The organism is Litoreibacter sp. GN1-5 (assembly GCF_055693805.1).
In genome coordinates this window covers 3,443,300-3,468,159 of record NZ_JBVFUP010000001.1, presented here as the reverse complement: position 1 = coordinate 3,468,159, position 24,860 = coordinate 3,443,300, and the positions used below count along the sequence as shown (strand labels likewise).

The following is a 24,860-nucleotide window of genomic DNA, read 5'->3' as shown; positions in this document are numbered from 1 at the left end:
CGTCAGCGCTGTTTGCACCTAATCGATAGTTGCCCTTCATATTCAGGTGACAAGCGATCCTATATAGTCCTGCAGGGTCGTGTTGACGCGCAAAGGCGCGCCAGTGGTATTCGTCTCACCGGCAATCACTGCACCCGTCATGCAAGCATAGGACGCAGCAGCTGCCTCGGAAAAGCCGAGCTGGCGAAATGTCTGTTCTAACTCGCAACGCGGTATCTCCCGAACTTCGACAGGGCGATCCAAAGCGGCAGAAAAAGCCTTTGCCACGTCTTTTGATGTGTAGCGGCTTGGCCCTTCGATAGTCCGCATCATCACGTCATGCGCCTTGCATCTCTGGCAGGTGTCCCGATCAGGTGACCGGCTGCCGGTAATTCTCCTGTCTCGTCAACATTGCCCAGATCACGCGCGCGGTTTTGTTTGCCATGGCAACTGTTGCAAGTCGAACCGGCTTTCCAGCGAGCATCCTCGCTGTCCAGATATCGACTTTCTCGGGATGGAGTTTTGCCATCAATGCGCGCGATGTCATGCCAACGATAAGAAGTTTCCTGAGGTAATGATCACCTTTCTTGGTAATCCGCCCAAGCCTCTCTTTGCCGCCACTGGACTTGTTGAGCGGGGTTAAGCCCAGCCAAGCGGCCAGATCTCGTCCGGTTTTGAACTGTTTGGCGTCGCCGACGGTCGCCACGATGGCCGACGCCGTAATTGGACCAATCCCAGGCACCTGCATCAGTCGGCGTGCGTTGGCATCTCGCCGAGCATGGCTCTCGATCAACTTGGAAAAGCCTTCAATTCGGGCGCTGAGCCCAAGGAGTTGATAACACAAGGTGCCGAGAACCCCGTTCGCCAGTTCGGGAATTTTAGGTTGATCACCGTCCAGGTGGCTTTTGGAAAAGCGGGCCACAGCCTCAACCCCGGTTGGGAGAACATAGCCAAACTCACGCAGCATCCCCCGTATCATGTTTGAGACCTGGGTTCTCTGGCGGACGATGAGTTCGCGCGTGCGGTGGGCGGTCAAAAGAGCTGGCTGGTCTTCGGTCTTGATCTCAACAAATCTCATCGTCGGGCGGCCAACCGCTTCGCAGATTGCCTCTGCATCCACTGCGTCGGTCTTTCCGCGTTTGACATATGGCTTGACGTAAGTTGCTGGCATCAAACGGACATCGTGCCCTAACTTGCGAAGTTCACGGCCCCAATGATGGGCCGAACCGCAGGCTTCCATACCGACCACACAAGGCGGTAGGCCCTCAAAGAACTCTAACAGTTTTGCGCGTTTGATCTTCTTGTTGAAGACCTTGTCGCCAGTCACAGAAACTCCGTGAACCTGAAAAACATTCTTGGCCAGATCCAGTCCTATGGTTTTTACTTGCATTGGGTGGCTCCTCTCAAAAGCAGATTTCGACACCTGCATTATGGCGCATTGCGACGCCGGGTGGAGCAGGAGCCATCCACTTCATCCGCAACGGCGACATTCGCACCTTTTTTCTTCAGCTCATCAGCATGGCTTTCATCGCGCGTGACCACAGTTACTTTCTGTCCGACATCAAGTAGTACGCGCACAGTAGCCGAGCCTACCTGCCCAGTTCCTCCAAGAACGATATGCAAGGCAAGCCCCTTTGCTTCCGTGGTTTACTAGACGTGTATCACATCAGGCTGCCAAAAACTGTCAGTAGAGGTTCACTCTCTTGTAACAAACGCTGTTCATTTCATGTTTTGGGTCAATGTCGTGACGGAAAAGTCGAACATGCCTGACGTTTCCTACCTACTTTATTCTCGTCCATGTTTGCTTGGAGCACAGCAGACCACCGGCGATGCAGCCTGACAACTTCAGGCTGTTGCCATTAAGGTTAATCTTGCCGATGTAAATCTTGTTGTTGGACGGGCGCCAGACTTTGCCAGCGTAATTGCCTTTGCCGTCAGGCTGCATATTGATCACGATGGTTTTGCCAAGGTTTGGCGATTTGTATTCGCCCGTATCATTAAAAGTTCGCGCAATTACGCCGCAAACCTTTGTACCACATTCCCTCATGGCGACATGGGCATAAGCCCCGTCATCGACTTGCGTTTTCCAAAGACCGACAGCAGGATCGGCGGCGAGTGCAGGCATAGACATCGCAAATGTTGCGGCAATTGCCAGAACTGTCTTTTTCATGATTTCCTCCCTAAATCTGAGGCAAGTGTGACGCAGGCCGGGCAATTCAGGCAAGCATGACGTTGGGTCTGTTGCCCTTTGCATCCCATCACAAGCTGTGATTTAGACCTGCCCATATCCAGCAATAGACCGGAGCCACCTTTATGATCCTCTACCCCGCCATTGATCTGAAAGACGGCAATTGCGTGCGCCTCTATAAAGGTGAGATGGAACAGGCCACCGTATTCAACGACAACCCGGCAGCACAGGCAAAAGCGTTTCAGGATGCCGGGTGTGACTGGCTGCATCTCGTCGATTTGAATGGCGCTTTCGCGGGTGAACCAGTGAATGGCGCTGCGGTAGATGCCATCTTGACGGAAACCTCTGTTCCCGCTCAGCTTGGCGGTGGCATCCGGGACATGGAGACGATCGAGCGTTGGCTGGACAAAGGTCTGACCCGCGTGATCCTTGGCACTGTGGCAGTTGAGAAACCCGATCTGGTGCGCGACGCGGCGCGCGCCTTCCCCGGCCAGGTGGCCGTAGGACTTGATGCGCGTAACGGCATGGTCGCTACCCGTGGCTGGGCTGAAGAGACGGATATCAACGTCACCGATCTGGCGCGTCAGTTTGAAGACGCAGGGATTGCTGCCATCATCTATACTGACATCAATCGCGATGGCGCGATGCAAGGTCCAAACATCGAAGCCACCGCTGCTTTGGCACGTGCTGTATCAATCCCTGTGATCGCTTCGGGCGGCGTCAGCTCGCTGGCAGACCTCATTGCCCTGCGCGATTGTGGCGCAGGCTTGGATGGTGCGATTTCGGGGCGTGCGCTTTATGATGGGGCAATTGATCTGAAAGAAGCGCTGATCACCTTGAAAAGCTGACTCCATGCTGAATTTCAATGTCACGAAGGTTCCCATGCCTGCTGACAGTGCCCTGCATGAGCGGTTGCAAACAGGTGATTTTCTCGATTGCTACTCTGTCGCCTCAGATATGTCACCCCGGCAGGCTGCTGAAATCATTACCAGATTTCCCAGATGGGCGCAGCTTCTTGTGCGCCTGCGTGGCCTTCTGACCGCCCCGTTCGGATTGGATAATACAGGCCCTGATGTTGCAAACAAAATCGGCTTGTTTCCGGTTGAAAGCGAAACCGGAACCGAGATAATCGCCGGATTCAATGACAAACACCTGAATTTCCGGGTTTCCGTCATTTCAAAGTATGGGCGCATTCATCTGGCAACATGGGTACACCCACATAATATAGGCGGGCGGCTCTATCTGGCCGCCATTCTACCTTTTCATATCGTGATCGCACGGGATGCGGTGGCGCGCGTCGGGCGCCACCGGCCCCAAACGTTTAACCAGCAGCCGCAGCCGTGAGCTTGCCCAAAGCACCCGTCATCATCTTGATGTATTCTGCATCTGCAGGTGCGCCCAACGGCCCAAGCACGCTGGCAGGATCTTCGTAAGAGATCACCGTATTGCCATCCGGGCCCTCATGGACCTGCACTTTCAACGGCAGGAACAACCCGGCCTGTGGCGCATCAATCATAGCTGGTGTCCCAAGTTTGGGATTGCCAAAGATCAGCACCTGATTGGGTGCCAGTTCCATCCCGACTTTCTCGGCCCCAGCAGCGTGATCCACACGTGCAAAAACTGTCGCCCCGGCCCCTTCAACAGCCGCCTGAAGCGCGTCCATTGTCTCAACAACGCTCTTGCTGCTATCCACCTTTACCAGATCACCAGCCATTGCAGACCCTGCAAAGCTGAGTGCAACCGCAGTTGCTGCCAGTAGTTTTTTCATGCCAAATCTCCATCTAAATATATCCCACCGTAGCTGTCTGTTTTAGCTGTCGCTATACAGCATCTCTGGTCTAGGCTGAAATTTGCCGCTATGCACAGCACAAATCTGTGACTGGATAAAACATGCTGAAGACCCGCATCATTCCCTGCCTTGACGTCAAAGACGGTCGCGTTGTCAAAGGTGTGAACTTCGTGGATCTGATCGACGCTGGCGATCCGGTCGAGGCTGCCAAAGCCTATGATGCCGCAGGAGCGGATGAGTTATGTTTTCTTGACATCAACGCCACCCATGAAAACCGCGGAACCATGTATGACGTTGTGACCCGCACCGCCGAAGCCTGCTATATCCCACTGACGGTTGGGGGTGGGGTGCGCACATATGAAGATGTCCGAAAGCTGCTGCTGGCCGGGGCCGACAAGGTGTCGTTCAACTCTGCCGCGGTTGCCAATCCCGATGTGGTTGCCGAGGCAGCCCAGCGCTTTGGAAGCCAGTGCATTGTCGTGGCGATTGACGCGAAAACCGTTCGACCCGGCAAGTGGGAAATATTCACCCATGGTGGAAGGCGAGAAACAGGGATCGATGCTGTAGAGTTTGCCCGAACCGTCACAGCAAAAGGCGCTGGGGAAATCCTGCTGACCTCTATGGATCGTGATGGCACCCGTGCGGGCTTCAATCTGCCCCTGACCCGCGCCATATCAGACGCGGTTTCGGTGCCGGTCATTGCCTCTGGCGGTGTTGGCACGCTGGATCACCTTGTCGAAGGTGTCACAAAAGGCGGCGCAGACGCAGTACTTGCCGCGTCGATCTTCCATTTTGGCGATTTTACCATTGGGCAGGCCAAAGAACATATGGCCGCTGCTGGCTTGAATATGAGGTTAGGTGCATGAACGTTCTGGATCGGCTGTCCGCCACGATAGCTGCGCGCAAAGGTGCAGACCCCGAAAGCTCCTGGACGGCGAGACTTCTGTCACAGGGGGCCGAAAAATGTGCCGAAAAATTCGGCGAGGAAGCCGTGGAGGCTATCATTGCTTCCGTGAAGGGCGACACTGAAAACCTGACCGCCGAGGCTGCCGACGTGTTGTTCCATCTGCTTGTGATGCTGGAAGCGACTGGTGTATCTTTCGATGACGTTCTGTCAGAACTTGAACGTCGTGAAGGCGTGTCCGGCATTACCGAGAAAGCTTCACGGACATAGTCTGACTACCGCATCCAGAACCCGGCCCGCTTGATTTGATTGCGCAAAGCGCGTTCTTTGCGGGGTAGATTGTTGCGATCAAACATGGCGCGCAATTTTTGTCCCCTACCCTGATAAATCATCCGCTTAAACGGGTCATACTGTTTGAGCACTTTCTTGATTTTATTCGGGGCGGCGACCTCCTCTAACAATTCGACCACCGCGTCGGATTCTCGTGCGTAGAGCAGCGATAAAACGCGGTAATGGCACGTCACAGCATGATCCATCATCCCGGACACATCCGGTGCGCGCCCCCCGCCAAGGGCGCTTAACGTCAGAGGTAAAGCGATCTGGTCCAGCCACGGATATAGGTCTTGGCAAACCAGCTCTGCCGGGGGCTCATCACGAATACCTTTGGCATGGCGCAGAAAGGTTTCGCCAAATTCATGGGGACAGCGGGAGTAGAAGAAACCGGCATTCAGATACAGGTAGCGTTGCCAGTATTCATCCGGTTGGCTTAGGTCCAATGACGTTTCAAACTCTAACCCGAACTTGTCGTAAAGAGATTTCCAGATCTGGGTGTAACCCGGCCCGTATAGCTCGATCTGTGGCCAGGTGTTTTCGCGCTTCATCGAAGCGGTCGGATGATCAAAATCAAACGGCACCTGTGACAGATCACCTGTAATCAAAGTGTCAGTGTCCAGAAACAGGAATGGCTCCCCCTTCGGCAAGGCTTTTAAGCCTTCGATCTTATTGCCTTGCGGGTAGTCCTGCCCGAATACCTGCGTCTCGAACGGGATGATCTGGGCATCAAGCATTGCAAGCGCTGCGCGCACATCTGGATTGTTGATACGCGGATCGCCACCCCATAACGGGCAGGGTTGGGGTTCGCCAATGAGCAGCTTGCCTTTGAAGTCAGGATTGGTGTGCCGCAAAGACGCCGCAAGCAAAACTGCCTCATATTGCAGTCGCCCACTTTGAGCGATGGCAAAGATGTTGAAAACAGGTCTCTGCACCGTTTCTACATCCCTTCAAAACTAAGTTCATATCCGTCGGTTGCGTTTATATTGCCCTCTATAAATACAAAAGCCATCAATGCATTTTTTAGCAAGGGCGCAAACTGGATCAAAAACCTCGAAACAGTAGCTTGTCACAACGGGAAAGCACGGCCTGCCATCGGCGGAAACTCGCCGCAAAGCTAAGGTTAGATAATCCTGTTTAGAAAAACAAAAAACCTCTCTTAGCCTGATTGTCTTAGCTTTCGAAAATTCAGGGAGGAGTTTCGAATGAGTTCATCAAACTCAAATCTATCTCGTCGTCAGGCGCTTACCGCAATTGGCGGTGCCAGCCTGTCACTAGGCGCACTCAAGGCTGGTGCGCAAACCGCAGAAACCACAGCGACCGCGCCACCCACCACGATCACGTCGCCGCCACGCAGCTTTGCGCCGGGTGCACCACCCAATGTCTATTTCTGGGATCCCGATGTTATCGCGGCTGACGACAGCTTTTGGGGCGTCATGCAGCCGAACGCCCCCATCCAACGCTTGTGGACCGGTGCTTTATGGGCCGAGGGACCCGCATGGAACGCACAAGGACGCTATCTGGTTTGGTCCGACATTCCGAACAACAGACAGATGCGTTGGCTAGAAGAAGACGGCCATGTCAGCGAATTCCGCGATCCGTCGAACAATTCCAACGGTAACTCCTTCGACTTTCAGGGACGCCAGCTAAGTTGCGAACATCTTACCCGCAGACTTGTCCGGTACGAATTGGATGGTTCTGTCACTATTCTGGCCGATAATTTTGAAGGCAAGCGCTTCAACTCCCCTAACGATGTGGTCGCGCATCCTGACGGGAGCTACTGGTTCACCGATCCACCTTATGGCGGGCAGCTATATGAGGGCGCGCCAGATGCGGCAGGAGGTCCGTCCAACCCGGATGGGTTGTTCAATAACCGCCTTGGTCAGCCACCAGAAATAGGCGAAGCCGTGCGCGAGATGGAGACCGCGACCTACCGGGTTGACAGTGATGGCAATATCACCCGCGTTGCAGGCGAAGCAGACGCACCTGACCCGAACGGGCTGTGCTTCTCACCCGACTACAAAACGCTCTATATCGCATCTACTGGCAAAGGCCCGGGGGATACCGGACCGGGTGGTCAGGGCAATGTATTTGCGTTTGACGTGGGCGATGACAACACCTTGTCCAATGGTCGTGTCTTCACTGATTGTATGGTTGATGACATTAAATGTGGCCCTGACGGGCTGCGCACCGATGTCGCCGGCAACCTGTGGGTGTCTTCCAACGCTGGGCGCAATGTCGGGTATTCCGGCGTCACCGTCTGGAACCCGGAGGGCGCTTTGATGGGTCGCATCCGTATCCCGGAAATCTGCGGCAATATCTGTTTCGGCGGTCCGAAGCGAAATCGGCTGTTCATGGCGGCCAGCCAATCGATTTATTCAGTCTATGTCGGCACCCAAGGGTCCGCACCTTCGTAACAGCTACCAAGTCAGCATCAGGCCTACGGGCCTGATGTACATCTATTCTTCTATATGACGCCGGTTGTAGCCGTTCCTATCCGGGCTGTGCCATGTATCCAGCAGACCGTCCTTTGGCTTGAACACCTCAACCAACAGCGGATAGCAGGCTGCGGCATCACTGGAATGCTCGGACGAGCAGTCGCCACCGGGACAGGCGCTGAGAGCGCCAAGCAAGTCAATCTCGGCAAAGAATTCCAGATAATCACCGGGTCGGACCGGGCTTGCTTTCATGAAGTATTGACCAGTGTTACGAGTAAATCCCGTGCACATAAAAACATTCAGAACATCATGGATATGAGGCTCTGCCTGATCAAGAGGCACGCCGAGTTCTGCCGCTAAAACACGAGTCAGGTTAGAATGGCAGCAATAGTGATACTGCCCGCCGCTCAGCAAATTATTAGTGTAGGGATCGCAACGCGTGCCGATCACGTCATGCACGGAGCCACCGAATTGGTCGATGCCGTACCAGCCCAACGTATCATGCGTAATCGTTGCCATTGGGCGCAGGTGTGGAAAGCAAGACCACATCCTGTCGCCCGTGGTAATATGTGTGCCATGCAAAGCGCGCGTTTTGCCCGAGTAAAAACGCTCTGACAAATCATTTGCGCTCCACAGGTTCAGATCGCCCACCTGTGGGCCATCCACACTTGTGATACGAAAGAAATGTCCGGCAGGTACGCGGAATGTGATGGCATCGCGTGCAGGCGCAAGGGCTTCATCGGTTTTGGTCAACCTTTCACGCGCAGATAGATAGAGCGTCATGTCCGGTTGCGGCAGCGTTTCAACCGGATAACAAATGACCGGCTCTACAGCGCGTCGTATTTTGGCATCCGCTGGGGTCATAGCCGTCTCATGATAGCGAAGCTGCTGGTAGGGCGAAAAAGATTAAACCGCCCGTTCCACCATCATCTTTTTGATTTGCCCGATTGCCTTGGCGGGGTTCAAACCCTTGGGGCAGGTCTTTGCGCAGTTCATGATCGTATGGCAGCGATACAGCTTGAACGGGTCTTCCAACTCATCAAGCCGTTCTCCGGTTGCCTCATCACGGCTGTCAATGATCCAACGATAGGCATGCAACAGCGCCGCTGGTCCAAGGTAGCGATCCCCGTTCCACCAATAGCTCGGACATGATGTCGAGCAACAGGCACACATTACGCATTCATACAAACCATCAAGCTTTTCACGATCCTCAACGGATTGCCGCCATTCCTTGCGAGGCCGATTGGTCTTCGTTTCAAGCCAAGGCATAATCGAAGCGTGCTGCGCGTAAAAATGCGTCAGGTCCGGGATCAAATCCTTGACCACAGGCATGTGCGGCAGAGGATAAATCTTCACGTCGCCAGTGATCTCATCCATTCCGTAGATGCAGGCAAGCGTATTGATCCCGTCGATATTCATTGCGCACGAGCCGCAGATGCCTTCGCGGCAGGACCGGCGGAACGTCAGGGTCGGATCAATCTCGTTCTTGATCTTGATCAGCGCATCCAGAACCATGGGTCCGCATTTGTCCATATCGACGAAATACGTATCCACCTGCGGGTTTTTCCCATCATCCGGATTCCAGCGATAAATCTGGAACTTGCGGACATTTGTAGCACCCTCGGGTTTAGGCCAGGTCTTGCCCGTCATGATCTTGGAATTCTTGGGAAGGGTCAGTTGGACCATTGTATTCTCCTACCTGAGAAACGGCGTCAGGCCGTCTTTCAGCAAACATTGAACCGTTTCAGGGCGTGTGGCGATCTCAAGCACAAGCTCGGTCTCGCGCGGGCCAACGCCTGTAACACTCGCTTGAGCAAGCGTAAGAATTTCACTGGCGGATGCGCTATCGATGACGCAGTTTGTAGCAGGTTCCAGAGGTATGCCGGGAAAGCGTTTGGCAAGAACCGGATTTACCGTCTGTTTGGCCTGATCTCTGGCAATCTGGTCTGCAAGGCCATTGTCCCCGCATGCGGACAGAGCCATTACGGCAACAAGTCCCGCTACAGCGGCTTTCTTACCCTTCATATCAAAACGTATTTGCCTCATCTACGTGCTCTCAAGCTCAAGGGATGACGTAATGGTACTACCATCTTTCAGAAACTTGATGGCGCGTTTCTGCTGTTCAAGCGTGAGCGTCGGCCAAAGCTCTGCATCACTGGGTTGCAAAGGATATTCGACCGGCAGAGGCAATTTACCGGGCTGCGCCGGTTGAGGGGCCAGTTTCGGCGGCGCAGGGCGCGGATCAGGTTTTTCGAAATTCGGCGGAATAACCTGCGACCCGATTGACGCACGGCGGATGACACATTCATTCAGGGCTTTGGCACCTTCCGAGGTACCGCCCTCACCGGGGCTGGCAGATGGCAATTCGGTTCCCGTGGTCCATATGTATGACCCGCTCGCGCCGACATCAGCAGTACAGCTGCGCACGTAGTCAGGTCTGCTGGTCGTCGCACAGGCTGACAGGATCACAGCGCTGGGAAGCAGTAGAAACAGCGGCTTTCCTGTTAATTGCATCAGTAAACCCTCGCTTTTGGTGCAATCTTCTTTAGGTCAATCCCGCCCTCATTATGGCTGGTAAGTGGCTCAAGATGAACCCCGCGCGTGCCGAGTTTGGCTTTCATTCCTTCGAACCACGTCAAAGAGTGCTTGCGCCATTTCTTATCATCACGGTCCGGGTAATCTTCATGTGCATGGGCACCCCGGCTTTCCTTGCGCGCCTCCGCCGAGACGATGGTAGCGACGGCATTAGGCATCAGGTTGGCCAGTTCCAGCGTCTCCATCAAGTCCGAGTTCCAGACGAGACTACGGTCGGACACTTCAAGATCGTCCAGCTTGCCAGCAACGCCCTCCATCTTTTTAACGCCTTCGGCCAGTGTTTTATCTGTACGGAAAACAGCTGCGTCTTGCTGCATTGTTTTTTGCATCTCCAACCGCAGATCGGCAGTTGGCGTATGGCCCTTGGCATGGCGCAGCCCATCAAACCGGTCCAGAGCCCGTTGCAGCGAAATTTGGTTAACGGGCGGGTTTGGCGTGTTTGGATCAACGATCTGCCCTGCACGGATAGCCGCAGCCCGACCGAACACAACAAGGTCGATCAGCGAATTCGACCCAAGTCGGTTCGCGCCATGCACCGAGGCACAGCCCGCCTCCCCCACTGCCATTAGACCGGGGGCCACACGGTTATGATCGGATTTTGTCGGGCTCAGAACTTCACCCCAGTAATTCGTCGGAATGCCACCCATATTATAGTGAACTGTCGGCAGCACTGGGATCGGCTCTTTCGTCAGGTCGACACCTGCAAAAATACGCGCGCTTTCCGAAATACCCGGCAACCGCAATGCCAGCGTTTCCGGTGGTAGGTGGTTGAGGTGCAAATGGATATGATCACCGTCCGGCCCGACACCGCGCCCTTCGCGGATTTCCATAGTCATGCAGCGCGACACCACATCGCGCGACGCCAAATCCTTGTAGGTCGGCGCGTAACGCTCCATGAAACGCTCACCTTCAGAGTTTGTCAGATAGCCGCCCTCGCCCCGTGCGCCTTCGGTGATCAGACAACCCGCACCGTAGATACCGGTGGGGTGGAATTGTACGAACTCCATATCCTGCAAAGGCAATCCGGCCCGCGCGATCATGCCGCCACCATCGCCGGTGCAAGTATGCGCGCTTGTTGCAGAGAAATAGGCACGACCATAGCCACCCGTCGCCAACACCACCATCTTGGCGCTGAATAGGTGCAGCGTGCCGTCGTCCAGTTTCCAGCACAGCACCCCGGTACACACACCATCGTCAGACATGATCAGGTCAATTGCGAAATATTCGATATAGAATTCCGCGTTGTTCTTCAGGCTCTGCCCATAAAGCGTATGCAGGATCGCGTGGCCTGTGCGGTCGGCGGCGGCACAGGTACGTTGTACCGGAGGACCTTCGCCGAATTCCGTTGTGTGGCCACCAAAGGGCCGCTGATAAATCTTGCCCTCTTCGGTGCGCGAGAACGGTACGCCGTAATGTTCCAGCTCATACACCGCCTTGGGCGCCTCGCGCGCAAGGTACTCCATCGCATCCGTGTCGCCCAACCAGTCAGAACCTTTCACGGTGTCGTACATATGCCACTGCCAGTGATCCGGCCCCATATTGGACAGCGAAGCCGCAATTCCACCTTGCGCCGCCACTGTGTGGGAGCGTGTGGGGAACACCTTGGTTACGCATGCCGTGCGCAAACCCTGCTCTGCCATGCCAAGCGTCGCGCGAAGGCCCGCGCCCCCTGCGCCAACAACCACAACGTCATATTCATGGGTTTCGTATTCGTAAGCAGCCATGGTCAAAGCTCCGATAATTTACAGCGCGAGACGCGCGATGGCGAACAGGCCCGTACCAGCCGCCGCATATGAAAGGCAGATCGTCAGAATGATCAGAACCTTGCGCAATGTTCCCTGAACATAGTCCTCGATCAGCACCTGCACACCGTTTTTGAAATGCATGAAGCCGACAGCGATGGTCAGGGCAGCCACAATCGCCGGAAAGGGCCGCGCGAAATAGGCCACGACCTCGGCATGTGGGGCACCAAGGATGCGCCCGAAGGTAAAGATGAACAACGGCACCAAAATAGCCAGCCCGACCGAGCTGACCATCATCTGCCAATGGTGCTCGGTCCCGGTTTTTGCCGATCCCATCCCTTCAGCGCGTTTGCGGTCTGTCAGATAAGCCATGATGCCCCCTTAGAGCGCTAGCGCGGACAAGATGGTCAGCACAAGTGACCCACCAATCACGCCATAGGCCAACTTTCTGGCCTGCTCAATCTCGAACCCGCGACCTGTATCCCAATAGAGATGCCGTAAACCCGCAAGGAAATGATACCAGACCGCCCAAAGTGAGCCGAACATGATCAGATCCCCAAACCAAGAGGTGATAAAACCGTTGGCGACTGCAAAATAGTCTTCACTGTAGGACGCAGCCAGAAACCACCAAACAATCAGCAGCGCTGCGATCAACAAGGCATTCCCGGTGATCCGGGTAAAGATTGAAGTGACAGATGTAAATTCAGGCCGGTAGATCGTGATGTGGGGAGAAAGCGGCCGGTTTCCCCTGTTGACGTCAGCCATTGATCATCCTTTGCTTGGACAGATATTTTCTACCACATTTAACGGTTTTAACAGCAGTGTCACGCCTTCAGATAAAGAAAGAACGCGGTTTATGGGCGCAGGTGAGCAATTTTCCAGAAGATGTGATCACACTTTTGAATAGTGTGATCACAGGTTTTTCGTGAATAATATTAATACGCCTTTAAACTCAAACCGGAATTAAAGCCCAGTAATCCAGATCAAGCAGAACATCAGGCAAGTATTTATTATCCGCGCCTTTCAGGGAAAACGCATCCGCCCCGGCTTTCTGCGCCACAAGCCGCAACCGGATTGCCCCGACACCCGGCGCATTCGTTTCTGTTGTGTCCAGGACTTCGGACCACGCGGTCACAGTATCACCGGCAAAACAAGGGTTGGCATGGGCGCCAGAATTCAGCCCGACAATCATTTGTGCATTCGCCAGCCCATTAAAACTAAGCGCACGAGCCAATGAAATTATGTGCCCCCCATACATCAAACGCTTGCCATCTTCGCGCACAGTCGCATCGAAATGCACCTTCGCAGTGTTTTGCCACATGCGAGTGGCCAGCATATGTTCAGCCTCTTCAATGGTCACACCATCCACGTGGTCAATCTTCTCGCCAACCTCATAATCGGCAAGGCGATGCGGCTCACCCGCATGGATGAAGTTATACGATGTGAAATCCAAACCCTCAGGTATAACCAGATCAGATGCCAACACGCTGTCTGCCAAATCGGGAATAACAGTTTGCGGCGCAGTCGCATCCAGATTGCCTTTGCGCACCATCACCCAGCGGACATAGCTGAGCATGTCTTGCCCAAGCTGGTTCTGCCCGGTGGTACGCACCCAGACCACCCCAGTTTTACCGTTTGAGTTCTGTTTGACGCCAATTACCTCGGACCGGGATGACAGCGTATCGCCTTCATAGACAGATTGCAGAAACCGCCCCTCGGCGTAGCCAAGATTGGCAACGGCGTTCAACGAAATATCAGGCACCGTTTTGCCAAACACCGTATGGAAGGCGATCAGGTCATCAAGCGGGGATTCATGTAATCCGCAAGCGCGGGCAAAATCATCAGACGAGTGAAGGCTATGCCGCGCCGGATAGAGCGCGTGATACATCGCCCGTTCGCCCCCGGACAGTGTTCGAGGAACAGCATGTTCGATGACCTGACCCACATGATAATCTTCAAAGAAACGGCCCGCGTTGGTTTTATTCATTATTGTGCCCCCAGTTTCGTCTCGGCCGTGTATGTCCCCTCTACCTCTTTGGTAACAGCTTGCCCGCAGCGCATGATCCCGGATTTAGGGTCAAATGTCTGGGTCGGGCTGCCATGAAGTTCCCAGCCTTTGTTCAAGGCTTCTGTGACCTTGTGGCAGAAAGCGGATGTGTCATCCTCGCTGAGAAAGCGGTATAATTTCATATCAAGCTCCGAAAGGTGAAACGCCCAGCCATGTGTGGATCAGGGCAACAATTGCGAACAAAACGAACGTGACCACAACCAGAGTGATTTCCTTTTTCGCCGGCGCCTGAGGCGGCGGCGTCCATGGCCCCTCGGCCCGGTTGATCATGATCACTGCGACAACGGCCCAAATCAGCAGCCCGCCAAATAGAATGATCGAAGCTACGTCACCATTTACAAGCAAATGCGCCGTCGCCCAAATTTTGAAGCCTGTCAGTTGAGGATGGCGCAGTTTTGTGCCGAGCCAGACCTTTGCGTCCTTAGCCGCACTGGCACCGAAAACATAAAAAGCAATCAACATGAGAAGATTGTTGATATGTGTGAAGAAAGGCGGCGGCGACCATACATAAATGAATTCCGCCTGCCGATAGCCCAAGACCATCAGCATGATCGACATAACCAGCAGCAAGGCTATTACGCCTTTCGAGGCCTCGCCCATCTTGCTTGTCATCGTATCTCGCAAACCCGGAGCAATCCGTTTTAGAAAATGCACAACGCTCCACTCCAGAACCCCTAGGATCAAAAGTATCATTCTGCCTCCAATGCTGCGATGGCATCCGCTTTTCCAAGTACTTGCTTCGCTGTTACGACATGCAGGTTTTCAACGATTTTGCCATCGACAACGGCCACGCCCTGTCCTTCGCGCTCAGCGGCCTCAAAAGACGCGATCTGACGCTGTGCCAGATCAATTTCAGCAGGAGACGGGGCAAATATTTCATTTGTTATAGCGACCTGCGCGGGGTGGATCAGTGTCTTTCCATCAAAACCCATATCACGGCCTTGTTCGCATTCGCGTCGCAAGCCGTCTTCGTCCTTGAACGCATTATAGACCCCATCCACGCAGACCAGCCCCTCGGCACGCGCGGCCAAAAGACACATCTGAAGGCTCAAGAGCAGTGGTTCCCGTGTCGAATGGGTGCGGCTGCCCAAATCTTTAGCCAGATCATTTGTGCCCAACACAAACCCTTCCATACGCGGCGCGGCAGCAATCTCGGCAGCGTTCAGAATGCCCCGTGGAGTTTCCATCATCGCCCATATTTTTGTATCGGCAGCTACAGGCAATTGGTCCAGCTTGGCAGCGACGTCCTTAACATCCGCCACTTTGTTTACCTTAGGCAGTAGGATGGCATCGGGAGCGACTTCTGCAAATGCCTCAAAATCCGCAGCGCCCCAATTTGTATCGAATCCGTTGATCCGAACAATCCGGCGACGCTGCCCATAATCTGTGCTGCGCAAGGTTTCAGCGAGCAGATCACGGGCTGATGCTTTCTCGTCAGGTGCAACAGCATCTTCCAGATCGAAAATGATGGCATCGACTGGCAGATTTTGTGCTTTTTCCAAAGCCCGCGCTTTAGATCCCGGAATATACAGAACTGAACGATACGGCATCACGTACTTTTCCATCGAATCTTACCTCATGATTGTTATTTTATTATCCAACATATGTGAAAAGCCGCTGCAACCTCTGTTTTCTGCAACGCAGAAAATCTGCAACCTTCATCTCAAAATTCCCGCAGCTCAGAAGCACCGAACGCTTGGTTAACCATATTTTTGCGTCTTGTGAGCAGAGTTTATCCCATCGCAGCCACAGCACTGACAAAGGGATCATCGATATGAAACAGCAGCTTTTTGGACTTTCATTTGGATTTGTCGCTCTTGTTTTTGCCATTGACATGGCAGCGGCCCAGCAGCGCAACCAATGCGCAGCCCGGCAGGAAGTTTTGGACCGCCTAAACGGCGATTTTGGGGAAACACGCCGGTCCATCGCGCTTAGCTCCGATCAAGGGATTATCGAGATGTTTGCTTCTGAAGAAACCGGAAGCTGGACAATGACCGTGACCCGTCCCGACGGAATGACCTGTCTTATGGCTGCCGGGCGTGCCTATGAAGCAATTGATGAAGGGTTGCCCGCAAATGTTGGTGGTGCTGTCCTGCCAAGATCAGGCGGCCTGACCTTTTAGGTCAGCCCATCAATCAGTAACTTACTACCTGCCCCCGTCAACAGCACATATGTAACCCCAAAAAACAGGCGCTCAGGCATAATCCTGTGCAAATAGACACCGATCATCGTGCCGATGAACATCACAGGGGCAAGCATCAAATCGGCGCGAAGCGTATCCCATGTAAAAATACCCAGAAACGCATAAGGAATGGCTTTCGCACCGTTGATCACCCAGAATACCAGCACAGTTGTCGCTTGATAGGTTGTTTTGCCAATCTTTTGCGACAGCAGAAACATGGCCGCAGGCGGACCACCAGCATGGCTAATGAAGCTGGTAAACCCGGCAACACAACCTGCAAACAACCCCATACGTGCATCAAATGGTCTGTCGTCGATCTTCAACCAACCCCGCGCGCGCGACAGTTGATACAGTACGAAGCCAACGGAAATTGCCCCGATAAGAACGCGTAATATATCTGGATTTGCCAACTGATACAAAAGGCTGGCAACAGCAACACCGACCAGCCCGCCACCCATCAAAACCTTCACATTCGGCATGTCCCATTGCCGCCAATAGGGCTTTAGGGTTGTCAGGTCTGCCAACATCAGAAGCGGTAGCATCAGGCCGATGGCTTGCGCTGGCTCTAACTGTAAAGCCAGAATCGGCGTCGCCACAAAGGCAGCACCTCCACCGAAGCCACCTTTGGATATACCCGCAATCATAACAGCGGGCACAGCGAGCAAGAAAAAGGTCAGGTCTGTTTCCATGACGGGGACAGTTCCCAAAAACACACCGGGCATCAACAGGTAAAACGAAACACCGGTGAAAATATAGGCAGCAATCCCCGGTCACAGTCGCTTGGGCAGGCTTGCGCGACTCTTTTCAAAGGTCTACCCATCGCCCCCAGTATCAACCACGAAGGACCATTTCACATGGCCAGACCCAAAATCGCCCTTATCGGGGCCGGACAAATCGGCGGCACGCTCGCCCATCTTGTTGCCCTGAAAGAACTTGGCGACGTTGTTCTTTTCGACATTGCGGACGGCACCCCTCAAGGTAAGTCGCTTGATATCGCCGAAGCTGGACCCGCAGGTCCTTTTGACGCTTCTCTGAAAGGGACAACGGATTACGCTGATATCGCGGGCGCTGATGTGTGCATCGTGACCGCCGGTGTTCCACGCAAACCGGGGATGAGCCGCGACGATCTTCTTGGGATCAACCTCAAGGTCATGAAAGCCGTAGGCGAAGGTATCGCCGCGAATGCGCCAGATGCCTTCGTGATCTGCATCACCAATCCGCTTGACGCAATGGTTTGGGCGCTGCGCGAATTCTCTGGCCTGCCCCATGCGAAAGTCTGCGGTATGGCAGGTGTTTTGGACTCTGCCAGGTTCCGCCATTTCCTTGCTGAGGAATTCGACGTCTCAATGAAAGATGTAACGGCCTTTGTTCTGGGCGGGCATGGCGACACAATGGTCCCGCTGACACGGTATTCCACCGTTGCCGGTATTCCTCTACCTGATCTTGTCGACATGGGTTGGACAAGTCAGGAAAAGCTTGACGCAATCGTGCAGCGCACCCGCGATGGCGGAGCAGAGATCGTAGGCCTTTTGGGCAACGGATCTGCCTACTATGCCCCCGCAACGTCCGCAATCCAGATGGCCGAGAGCTACCTGAAAGACCAGAAACGCGTTCTGCCGTGTGCGGCCTATGTTGATGGCGCTTATGGGCTCAACGGGTTTTATGTTGGCGTACCCACCGTGATTGGCAAAGACGGCATTGAGCGCGTGGTCAACATCAAGCTGTCCAAGGACGAACAAACGATGTTCGACAAATCCGTGGACGCGGTCAAAGGTCTGGTAAAAGCGTGTAAAGAGATCGACGGCTCCCTCGCTTAAATAATCCCGTATAAAGACAGAGAAAAGGCGCCACTGTACCGGCGCCTTTTTTGCTTATCCGTTTGGCACTGCGCCTACAAAACGCGTGGTAAGGATGCATCATTATATGTTGTACTTGCAGAGCCTTGCGAAACAGCCCTGTCTCGTTTGACCACCAGCTACACGATCAGCCCGTTTGAAGAAAAAACGCGCCCGAATTTATCTGGAACGTCTGACCGCTTATAAACAGACAATCATAGAAATGAACGTAAAAGGGTTTGCACGCGACCGAAGTTCCCGTCGACCAAACGCGCAATTCGGCGCGGTAGGGCGCGTCCCTTCGATTGTCAGCCCTAGCGGTGAATATCTTATTGCACGCCATATGTGCGTATTGTCGGTTTACAGCGACTGGGCGGACGTCGCCAATTTTGAGCTAACCGCCGAACGGTGAAGTCAAGCGGCTTGCGCCAGCCAGCCTGTCGGAACACCACGCCCCTGAATCATACCCAAACGCGTTGCACGCGCCAGAATTTGCCAATATGCCGCCGAAGGATCAGATGTGTTGAGGTCCAGAAGATCATCCATATCGGCAATATTTAACGCACCCCCATCCTCAGCATAAAGCATCAGTGAGCCGCGCAAATAGGCGAGGCTCGGGATAGCCTGAAGGCGCGCTGCAACTGCCTCAACAAGCGCCCGCGGACCCGTGGCGACAAGCGTAGGACCAGAGCGAAGACCATCAATCCCGAAAACGGGGTGGGGTGCCATGTAGGCGTTGCCCAGTTGGGCAGGAAAAGAATGGGTATGTCGCATCAGAATATCTCCTCACTGGGAAAGATATGAATTCTGAAACGTGGCTTTTATGGGAAAAAAGCGGGGATTTCCCCGTACATTTATCTTTTGTTAACCAAATTACGTATTGAACAGGAAATGCAGGACGTCACCGTCTTTGACGATATAGCCTTTGCCCTCTGCACGCATCTTGCCTGCTTCTTTGGCAGGTTGTTCACCCTTCAATGCGACATAGTCTTCATAAGCAATCGTCTCGGCGCGGATAAAGCCCTCCTCGAAATCGCCATGAATTACCCCCGCCGCCTGCGGTGCTGAAGTGCCTTGTTTGATTGTCCAGGCCCGCGCTTCTTTGGGGCCAACGGTAAAATATGTCTCCAGATGCAACAACGCGTAACCAGCCCGTATCAACCTGTCGAGACCAGCTTCTTCGAGGCCCATTTCCTCAAGAAACATTGCAGCTTCGTCAACCTCAAGCTGGGCGATTTCTTCCTCGATCTGCGCCGAAATCACGACATGCGCAGCACCTTGCGACGCCGCCATATCGGCCACGCGGTCAGATAAAGAGTTGCCTTCTGCAGCAGAGCTTTCATCAACATTGCAAACATATAAAATAGGCTTTGTCGTCAGAAGCTGCAGAGTTTTCCACGCCTTCACATCGTCAGCGTCTATCTCGACCGTGCGTGCCGGACGTCCGTTTTCAAGCGCGCCCATAGCGGCGCGCAGCAACCTTTCCTGCTGAATGGCCTCCTTATCGCCACCACGCACCTTTCGCACGATATTGACCAGACGCTTTTCAATGCTTTCCATATCAGCCAACATCAGCTCGGTTTCGATCACCTCCGCATCGGCGATCGGGTCCACGCGCCCGTCGACATGGGTAACGTCACCATCTTCAAAACAGCGCAAAACATGGGCTATCGCATCCGTTTCACGGATGTTGGCAAGGAATTGATTTCCCAGCCCCTCACCCTTGGACGCGCCTTTCACAAGACCTGCAATATCCACAAAAGTCATGCGCGCCGGAATAATTTGTTTGCTGCCCGCAATGTCCGCCAGCACATCCAGTCGCGCATCGGGAACTGCGACTTCGCCAACATTTGGCTCTATCGTGCAAAAGGGAAAATTCGCCGCCTGCGCCGCTGCTGTGCGGGTCAACGCATTGAACAGAGTTGATTTGCCGACATTCGGCAGCCCCACGATACCCATTTTAAAACCCATAGGGCGCTCCTGCGAAAAATTAATCGCACCGCTTCTAGCATTCTGCGGGCAGGCTGCAAGTGTGCTATCATAAACCGCACGAATAAGGAGAATATATCATGTCACCGGTTCCTTATGTTTTCTTTGCCGGGAATTGCGAAGAGGCGATGAACTTCTATGCCGATACGTTCGGCGATGGCGCACCGGAACTGATGCGCGTTGCCGACAGTCCGATGGCTGATCAAGTCGCACCCGAAAAGCAAAACTGGGTGCTACATGGCAGCCTCAAGACCAAAGACGGGATGTTGATGGGATCAGACGATGTTTTTGGGAACTCTGCCGAAATAGCTGGTGCATCCCTGATGCTGAATTATCCAACGGCCGCTGAGGCAAAAGTTGTCTACGATAAGCTCTGCGACAAGGGTACGCCCGAGATGCCTTTTGAGCCCACCTTCTGGTCTGCTGGTTTTGGCACTTGTCGCGATCGGTTCGGGATCAAATGGATGGTCGGTTGCGAAGAAGCTCCGAAGGGAGATTGATTTCACCCTGCAATCTGTGCAAACCCGTCCGGCAGATTGACTGAGGACAGCAGATGACACGGATCGATGATACTTTCACGCGGCTTAGGTCTGAGGGCCGTAAGGCTTTTGTCACTTACGTTATGGCTGGTGATCCGGACGAGGCCCGTTCGCTTGAAATCGTAAAAGGCCTTCCTGCGTCAGGTGTCGATATTATTGAGCTTGGCATGCCCTTCACTGATCCGATGGCTGATGGAGCGACAATCCAGCTTGCTGGACAGCGCGCGCTTGAGGCCGGGATGACGCTCGACAAGTTCTTTGCCTTCGTGCGTGCTTTTCGCGCCGAAGACAACACCACGCCCATTGTGATGATGGGCTATTACAATCCAATCTATTCTCACGGGGTAGACAAGTTTCTGGCTGAAGCAAAAGAAGTCGGGATTGACGGGCTCATCATCGTGGATCTTCCCCCTGAAGAAGATGCAGAACTTTGTATTCCTGCCCAGAATGCAGGGCTTAACTTCATCCGTCTTGCAACGCCAACGACTGATGAAAAGCGCCTTCCAAAAGTTCTGCAAAACACCTCTGGCTTTGTTTATTACGTCTCGATCACCGGCATTACCGGTGCGGCCGAAGCACAAGCCGCCGATGTCGCTCCTGAAGTGGCGCGTATCAAAGCCTCAACTGACCTGCCTGTCATCGTTGGCTTCGGCGTCAAAACCCCTGAAAGTGCTGAAGCTATTGCTGGCGTTGCCGATGGTACCGTTGTCGGTTCCGCTATCGTGCAGAAGATTGCTGAAGGATGCAGCACGCAGGACGTGCTTGCCTTCGTCAAATCTCTGGCGGATGGTGCACATCGAGCGGACTGAACTAACCAAAGAGGCAAATGTGCCAAAGATAACTTCTGTCGATGCGCAACTGTTTAATATCCCTCTGGACGAGGTTTTGGTTGACGCCAAACATGGCGACCACACGCATTTTCAACTGATCACAGCAACGGTCACGCTGGAAGACGGGCGCACAGGCACAGGCTATACTTATACTGGCGGAAAAGGCGGCACAGCCATTCTGGCGATGATACGCGATGACCTTGCCCCATTTCTGATCGATAGGGATGGCACAAATGTCGAGATCCTGTACGACGCTATGCAATGGCATATGCACTACGTGGCGCGAGGGGGTGTAGCGTCATTTGCGATCTCGGCGGTGGATATAGCCTTATGGGATTTGCGCGGCAAAGCTCTCGACCAGCCCTTATGGCGTATGGCGGGCGCCGCCTCGGACAGATGCCAGGCCTATTGTGGTGGGATCGACCTTGGCTTTCCCCTGCCCAAGCTTCTGGACAGCGTACAAACTTATCTGGACCGCGGGTTCAATGGCGTGAAGATCAAGGTTGGTCAGCCAAGTCTGGCGGAAGACATAGAACGGGTCAAAGCCGTGCGGGATCTGATCGGCCCCAATATCAGCTTCATGGTAGATGCGAATTATTCGATGAGTGTCGAACAAGCGATTGCTACAGCCAAGGCTTTTAAGCCCTATGACCTGCTATGGTTCGAAGAGCCGATCATTCCTGACGACTATATCGGCTATGGTAAAATTGCGGAGGCAACCGGAATGCCACTGGCGATGGGAGAAAACCTGCATACGCTGCATGAGTTTGAATATGCGGTCGCTCAATCAAAGCTAAGTTATTTGCAACCCGATGCGTCTAACTGTGGTGGCATTACCGGCTGGTTACAAGTCGCTACGCTTTGTAAGGCCCATAACATACCGGTCTGTTCTCATGGAATGCAGGAACTTCACGTAAGCTTGGTGTCCGGCCAGCCCAACGGAGGCTGGTTGGAGGTGCATTCCTTTCCAATAGATCGATACACACTGAGACCGCTTGTAACTGAGAAGCATCTTGTCGTTGCACCAGAAACGCCGGGAATCGGTGTGGAGTTTGATTGGGCCAAGTTGCAAGAATTTTGCATATTGTGACGGTGAAGGCTGTTTTTGTCGCAATTTCTCGTACAATATCGCTTTATCAGAAGGTTTTACCGAATACCTAAGATAAAACCGCCACAAAAATGTCTATTTTCAGATGCAATAGTGTCAAAGATTGTGGTACGAGGGGTACCACATAATGGTATTGTGCGAGGATTTTTCGAATGCGCAAAATGACTTTAATTGCAGCCGCCATGATTGCGGCATCAGTGAGCGGTGCATATGCTCAGACGATTCAGCAAGTAGTGCACTTGAGAGATGGCGGTGACATTTTCCCACCGCTTATTTTTGCTGACCCGGGATCAGCTATCGTGTTCAAGAACGAAACATTTGGATCGCGAACTGTTTATAATGAAGATGGTTCAGAGTTTCAAACCAGCGTTCCACCAGATGGTTTATCTGGTCCGGTAACAGTGTCAGGTGCTGCGGGATCGTCATTTTGCATCAAAACAGAACGTAATGGCGAGGTAAAAGCTGCTGTTTTGTTTGATACTCCACCTGCGGAATCAGCTGATCTAAATGTACCAGACTGTATAAGAAGCTATTATCAGCCTTAAGGCTTTAAACTCATCAAGTTTCACATAACCGACATGTGACTATTCAAAACGGGCCCAGATGTAGAAACACATCTGGGCCCGTTTGGGTTTGTAACTCTCGAAAGTTGTAATGTTCTTCGCTAAAACATTCGGGCGAAGAACATCTAACTTATAAAAAGTTCCTTATTTTTGCGTAATACGACCGTCTGTATAGGGCGCATAAGGACCTTGACCTGCCAGATACTCAGCCAGCACGTCAGCCACATCAGGGCCAAAATCATAAGCATTCATGCCGTCGCTTGCGAACATCGCAAACCCATCGCCACCGTTGCGCACAAAATTGTTGGTTACGACCGAATAGACCTTCTCAGGATCAATCGGGGCGAACGCATCGCCCTCGGCCACCATGACCTCTTGCACGCGGCCTTCGTTCGGACCCACAGACGGGTCCCAAGTAAACTTCAGCCCGGCCACTTGCGGAAACCGGCCTTTGACCTCTTCCACCTGGCTTACGCCATTCTCTAGCGCATCAATCAACGTCTGACCTTTGGCCTGGAAGGTGGACAGAGTGTTCTGGAACGGAAGCACTGTCAGCACTTCGCCCATCGTCACTTCGCCAGCGTCGATCGAAGATCGAATACCACCAGAATTGGCGAAGGCAATCGTTACACCTTGATCCGCAACACGGGCCAGCATGGCGTCAGCCACCAGATTACCCATAGGACATTCCTGAACACGACAGACGGACCGATCACCCTCAATCGCTTCAGCCGCTTCAGCGACCACCTTGTTGCGGATTTCTTCAAGCGGGCCGGCAAGCTCCCCAATACGGGTTTTTGTTGCATCATCTTCGCCCACGGTCCCATCCATGATCAATGGTTCACCCTTGGCTTCAGTGATCTTACCACCGTCATCAAATGTAACGTTCAGCTCCCCCAGAAATTTGCCGTAGGCATAGGCCTGCACAATGGCTGTCTCACCGATCATCACGGGGTAGATATCGACCGCACCTTCCTGAGTGTTGGACAACAGCGTGTTGGAATGGCCGCCGACAATAACATCCACACCGGTGGTGTTGGCAGCAACGTCTTTGTCCACCTCAAAGCCTGAGTGGGACAGCACAATAATTTTGTTCACACCATCGGCGGTTAGCTTTTCAACTTCACCCTGAACAGCATCTGATGGATCGGTGAAAATGATGTTCTTACCGGGGCTGGCAAGGTCGGGCGTATCCTGTGGCGTCAAGCCAATCAGGCCCAGCTTTTCGCCACCGCGTTCGATAATGGTTGATTTCATCAAAACGTCAGCCAATGCAGGTTCGCCAGAGACGTCCGCATTCGACATCAGCACTGGAAACTCAACTGCATCCATGAAGCCGCGTAGCACCTCGGGGCCATCATCAAATTCGTGATTGCCGACAGTCATCGCATCATAACCGAGCTTGTTCATCATCTCAGCTGCGACTTTGCCCTTGTAATAAGTATAGAATAACGTGCCTTGGAACTGGTCGCCACCATCCACAAGAATCGCATTATTGGACCGCTTGCGGGCGTCCTCTACTGCAGTGACCAGACGCGCCGTCCCGCCAAAGCATTCGCCTGCATCATTATCCTCGGGGGCGCAGCCGGAATCATATTTACTGATCGGCTCGAACCGGGCGTGGAAATCATTGGTGTGCAGGATCGTCAGCGAATAGTCAGCGCTGGCAAGGCTTGTCGTCGCAGCAAGCACAGCAACAGACGTTAGAAATCGAGTAAGCATTTGGAATATCCCCCATTGGATTGATACATAATGATTGACGACAAGACATGGCAGAGTCA

General features: G+C 53.5%; 32 protein-coding genes. 11 read left to right on the top strand and 21 right to left on the bottom strand.

The annotated features are described in order from the left end of the window. Positions 1 to 42: 42 nt before the first annotated feature. The 4 genes from ACZ1HF_RS17440 to ACZ1HF_RS17425 form a co-directional block, all read right to left on the bottom strand. Positions 43 to 312 (bottom strand): hypothetical protein, encoded by a 270-nt coding sequence (locus tag ACZ1HF_RS17440; RefSeq protein WP_472658703.1) that lies wholly within the window; start codon positions 310 to 312, stop codon positions 43 to 45. 37 nt (positions 313 to 349) lie between these two features. Further along, a complete protein-coding gene (locus ACZ1HF_RS17435) occupies positions 350 to 1,369 on the bottom strand; it encodes an IS110 family RNA-guided transposase (RefSeq protein WP_472655593.1) in 1,020 nt (339 codons plus the stop codon). Between the two features lie 38 nt (positions 1,370 to 1,407). Continuing rightward, positions 1,408 to 1,602, bottom strand: a complete 195-nt coding sequence (locus ACZ1HF_RS17430) for an NmrA family NAD(P)-binding protein (RefSeq protein WP_472658702.1) — start codon at positions 1,600 to 1,602, stop codon at positions 1,408 to 1,410. A 157-nt stretch (positions 1,603 to 1,759) separates the two neighbouring features. Continuing rightward, complete coding sequence (locus ACZ1HF_RS17425; RefSeq protein WP_472658701.1) at positions 1,760 to 2,149, bottom strand: DUF2147 domain-containing protein; 390 nt, start codon at positions 2,147 to 2,149, stop codon at positions 1,760 to 1,762. Between the two features lie 143 nt (positions 2,150 to 2,292). Between ACZ1HF_RS17425 and hisA the strand changes: the two genes are divergently transcribed. Next, positions 2,293 to 3,015: a 1-(5-phosphoribosyl)-5-[(5-phosphoribosylamino)methylideneamino]imidazole-4-carboxamide isomerase gene (hisA, locus tag ACZ1HF_RS17420; protein ID WP_472658700.1), complete on the top strand. Its 723-nt coding sequence runs from the start codon at positions 2,293 to 2,295 to the stop codon at positions 3,013 to 3,015. A 34-nt stretch (positions 3,016 to 3,049) separates the two neighbouring features. Continuing rightward, positions 3,050 to 3,511 (top strand): DUF2867 domain-containing protein, encoded by a 462-nt coding sequence (locus ACZ1HF_RS17415; protein WP_472658699.1) that lies wholly within the window; start codon positions 3,050 to 3,052, stop codon positions 3,509 to 3,511. Here ACZ1HF_RS17415 and ACZ1HF_RS17410 read toward each other — a convergent pair. Then, positions 3,489 to 3,935, bottom strand: a complete 447-nt coding sequence (locus ACZ1HF_RS17410; protein ID WP_472658698.1) for a DUF302 domain-containing protein — start codon at positions 3,933 to 3,935, stop codon at positions 3,489 to 3,491. The two genes, ACZ1HF_RS17415 and ACZ1HF_RS17410, sit on opposite strands and share 23 nt — an antisense overlap. Positions 3,936 to 4,057: 122 nt before the next feature. Here ACZ1HF_RS17410 and hisF point away from each other — a divergent pair, with 122 nt between their 5' ends. Both hisF and ACZ1HF_RS17400 read left to right on the top strand, forming a co-directional pair. After that, entirely contained in the window at positions 4,058 to 4,822 is a 765-nt protein-coding gene (hisF, locus tag ACZ1HF_RS17405) for an imidazole glycerol phosphate synthase subunit HisF (RefSeq protein ID WP_472658697.1), read from the top strand. Then, positions 4,819 to 5,130 (top strand): phosphoribosyl-ATP diphosphatase, encoded by a 312-nt coding sequence (locus tag ACZ1HF_RS17400; protein WP_472658696.1) that lies wholly within the window; start codon positions 4,819 to 4,821, stop codon positions 5,128 to 5,130. Before hisF ends, ACZ1HF_RS17400 begins: the two co-directional genes overlap by 4 nt. A gap of 5 nt (positions 5,131 to 5,135) precedes the next feature. Here the strand turns inward: ACZ1HF_RS17400 and ACZ1HF_RS17395 are convergent, their stop codons facing one another. Continuing rightward, positions 5,136 to 6,125, bottom strand: coding sequence for a hypothetical protein (locus ACZ1HF_RS17395; protein WP_472658695.1), 990 nt, complete (start codon positions 6,123 to 6,125; stop codon positions 5,136 to 5,138). A gap of 270 nt (positions 6,126 to 6,395) precedes the next feature. Between ACZ1HF_RS17395 and ACZ1HF_RS17390 the strand changes: the two genes are divergently transcribed. Next, on the top strand, positions 6,396 to 7,607 hold the full coding sequence (locus ACZ1HF_RS17390; RefSeq protein ID WP_472658694.1) for an SMP-30/gluconolactonase/LRE family protein: 1,212 nt from the start codon (positions 6,396 to 6,398) through the stop codon (positions 7,605 to 7,607). Positions 7,608 to 7,649: 42 nt separating this feature from the next. On the opposite strand, the gene ACZ1HF_RS17385 is transcribed toward ACZ1HF_RS17390, so the two are convergent. The 11 genes from ACZ1HF_RS17385 to ACZ1HF_RS17335 all read right to left on the bottom strand — a co-directional run bounded on the left by ACZ1HF_RS17385 (position 7,650) and on the right by ACZ1HF_RS17335 (position 15,598). Further along, positions 7,650 to 8,492, bottom strand: a complete 843-nt coding sequence (locus tag ACZ1HF_RS17385) for an urea carboxylase-associated family protein (protein WP_472658693.1) — start codon at positions 8,490 to 8,492, stop codon at positions 7,650 to 7,652. A 42-nt stretch (positions 8,493 to 8,534) separates the two neighbouring features. Then, a complete protein-coding gene (locus ACZ1HF_RS17380) occupies positions 8,535 to 9,314 on the bottom strand; it encodes a succinate dehydrogenase iron-sulfur subunit (RefSeq protein ID WP_472658692.1) in 780 nt (259 codons plus the stop codon). Between the two features lie 9 nt (positions 9,315 to 9,323). Next, entirely contained in the window at positions 9,324 to 9,674 is a 351-nt protein-coding gene (locus ACZ1HF_RS17375) for a succinate dehydrogenase (protein WP_472658691.1), read from the bottom strand. Further along, positions 9,675 to 10,142: a hypothetical protein gene (locus ACZ1HF_RS17370; protein WP_472658690.1), complete on the bottom strand. Its 468-nt coding sequence runs from the start codon at positions 10,140 to 10,142 to the stop codon at positions 9,675 to 9,677. Next, a complete protein-coding gene (gene sdhA / locus ACZ1HF_RS17365) occupies positions 10,142 to 11,947 on the bottom strand; it encodes a succinate dehydrogenase flavoprotein subunit (protein ID WP_472658689.1) in 1,806 nt (601 codons plus the stop codon). The genes ACZ1HF_RS17370 and sdhA overlap by 1 nt, the downstream gene beginning before the upstream one ends. A gap of 18 nt (positions 11,948 to 11,965) precedes the next feature. Continuing rightward, the gene (gene sdhD, locus ACZ1HF_RS17360) at positions 11,966 to 12,337 is read right to left on the bottom strand and encodes a succinate dehydrogenase, hydrophobic membrane anchor protein (RefSeq protein WP_472658688.1); all 372 of its coding nucleotides are present in this window, start codon (positions 12,335 to 12,337) and stop codon (positions 11,966 to 11,968) included. A gap of 9 nt (positions 12,338 to 12,346) precedes the next feature. Beyond that, positions 12,347 to 12,730, bottom strand: coding sequence for a succinate dehydrogenase, cytochrome b556 subunit (gene sdhC, locus ACZ1HF_RS17355; protein WP_472658687.1), 384 nt, complete (start codon positions 12,728 to 12,730; stop codon positions 12,347 to 12,349). A 187-nt stretch (positions 12,731 to 12,917) separates the two neighbouring features. Continuing rightward, positions 12,918 to 13,952, bottom strand: a complete 1,035-nt coding sequence (locus tag ACZ1HF_RS17350; protein ID WP_472658686.1) for a MaoC family dehydratase — start codon at positions 13,950 to 13,952, stop codon at positions 12,918 to 12,920. Next, positions 13,952 to 14,155, bottom strand: a complete 204-nt coding sequence (locus ACZ1HF_RS17345; protein WP_472658685.1) for a DUF1737 domain-containing protein — start codon at positions 14,153 to 14,155, stop codon at positions 13,952 to 13,954. Before ACZ1HF_RS17345 ends, ACZ1HF_RS17350 begins: the two co-directional genes overlap by 1 nt. 1 nt (position 14,156) lies before the next feature. Further along, positions 14,157 to 14,726 carry an NnrU family protein gene (locus ACZ1HF_RS17340; protein ID WP_472658684.1) on the bottom strand — a complete coding sequence of 190 codons (570 nt, stop codon included), beginning with the start codon at positions 14,724 to 14,726 and terminating at the stop codon, positions 14,157 to 14,159. Continuing rightward, on the bottom strand, positions 14,723 to 15,598 hold the full coding sequence (locus tag ACZ1HF_RS17335) for an HpcH/HpaI aldolase/citrate lyase family protein (protein WP_472658683.1): 876 nt from the start codon (positions 15,596 to 15,598) through the stop codon (positions 14,723 to 14,725). The genes ACZ1HF_RS17340 and ACZ1HF_RS17335 overlap by 4 nt, the downstream gene beginning before the upstream one ends. A gap of 209 nt (positions 15,599 to 15,807) precedes the next feature. On the opposite strand from ACZ1HF_RS17335, the gene ACZ1HF_RS17330 reads away from it, so the two are divergent. Further along, positions 15,808 to 16,155 (top strand): hypothetical protein, encoded by a 348-nt coding sequence (locus ACZ1HF_RS17330; RefSeq protein WP_472658682.1) that lies wholly within the window; start codon positions 15,808 to 15,810, stop codon positions 16,153 to 16,155. On the opposite strand, the gene ACZ1HF_RS17325 is transcribed toward ACZ1HF_RS17330, so the two are convergent. After that, positions 16,152 to 16,904 (bottom strand): sulfite exporter TauE/SafE family protein, encoded by a 753-nt coding sequence (locus tag ACZ1HF_RS17325; protein ID WP_472658681.1) that lies wholly within the window; start codon positions 16,902 to 16,904, stop codon positions 16,152 to 16,154. The two genes, ACZ1HF_RS17330 and ACZ1HF_RS17325, sit on opposite strands and share 4 nt — an antisense overlap. A gap of 165 nt (positions 16,905 to 17,069) precedes the next feature. On the opposite strand from ACZ1HF_RS17325, the gene mdh reads away from it, so the two are divergent. Further along, complete coding sequence (gene mdh / locus ACZ1HF_RS17320; RefSeq protein ID WP_472658680.1) at positions 17,070 to 18,032, top strand: malate dehydrogenase; 963 nt, start codon at positions 17,070 to 17,072, stop codon at positions 18,030 to 18,032. A gap of 432 nt (positions 18,033 to 18,464) precedes the next feature. Here mdh and ACZ1HF_RS17315 read toward each other — a convergent pair whose 3' ends face one another. Both ACZ1HF_RS17315 and ychF read right to left on the bottom strand, forming a co-directional pair. Then, the gene (locus tag ACZ1HF_RS17315) at positions 18,465 to 18,824 is read right to left on the bottom strand and encodes a hypothetical protein (RefSeq protein WP_472658679.1); all 360 of its coding nucleotides are present in this window, start codon (positions 18,822 to 18,824) and stop codon (positions 18,465 to 18,467) included. Positions 18,825 to 18,923: 99 nt separating this feature from the next. Beyond that, on the bottom strand, positions 18,924 to 20,021 hold the full coding sequence (gene ychF, locus ACZ1HF_RS17310; RefSeq protein ID WP_472658678.1) for a redox-regulated ATPase YchF: 1,098 nt from the start codon (positions 20,019 to 20,021) through the stop codon (positions 18,924 to 18,926). Between the two features lie 98 nt (positions 20,022 to 20,119). Here ychF and ACZ1HF_RS17305 point away from each other — a divergent pair, with 98 nt between their 5' ends. The 4 genes from ACZ1HF_RS17305 (at position 20,120) to ACZ1HF_RS17290 (ending at position 23,061) form a co-directional block, all read left to right on the top strand. Further along, positions 20,120 to 20,539 (top strand): VOC family protein, encoded by a 420-nt coding sequence (locus tag ACZ1HF_RS17305; RefSeq protein ID WP_472658677.1) that lies wholly within the window; start codon positions 20,120 to 20,122, stop codon positions 20,537 to 20,539. 53 nt (positions 20,540 to 20,592) lie between these two features. Then, on the top strand, positions 20,593 to 21,387 hold the full coding sequence (gene trpA, locus ACZ1HF_RS17300; protein ID WP_472658676.1) for a tryptophan synthase subunit alpha: 795 nt from the start codon (positions 20,593 to 20,595) through the stop codon (positions 21,385 to 21,387). Positions 21,388 to 21,406: 19 nt separating this feature from the next. Further along, positions 21,407 to 22,498 (top strand): mandelate racemase/muconate lactonizing enzyme family protein, encoded by a 1,092-nt coding sequence (locus tag ACZ1HF_RS17295; protein WP_472658675.1) that lies wholly within the window; start codon positions 21,407 to 21,409, stop codon positions 22,496 to 22,498. A 170-nt stretch (positions 22,499 to 22,668) separates the two neighbouring features. Next, positions 22,669 to 23,061, top strand: a complete 393-nt coding sequence (locus ACZ1HF_RS17290) for a hypothetical protein (protein ID WP_472658674.1) — start codon at positions 22,669 to 22,671, stop codon at positions 23,059 to 23,061. 162 nt (positions 23,062 to 23,223) lie between these two features. Here the strand turns inward: ACZ1HF_RS17290 and ACZ1HF_RS17285 are convergent, their stop codons facing one another. Continuing rightward, entirely contained in the window at positions 23,224 to 24,801 is a 1,578-nt protein-coding gene (locus ACZ1HF_RS17285; protein WP_472658673.1) for a bifunctional metallophosphatase/5'-nucleotidase, read from the bottom strand. Between the last annotated feature and the right edge of the window lie 59 nt (positions 24,802 to 24,860).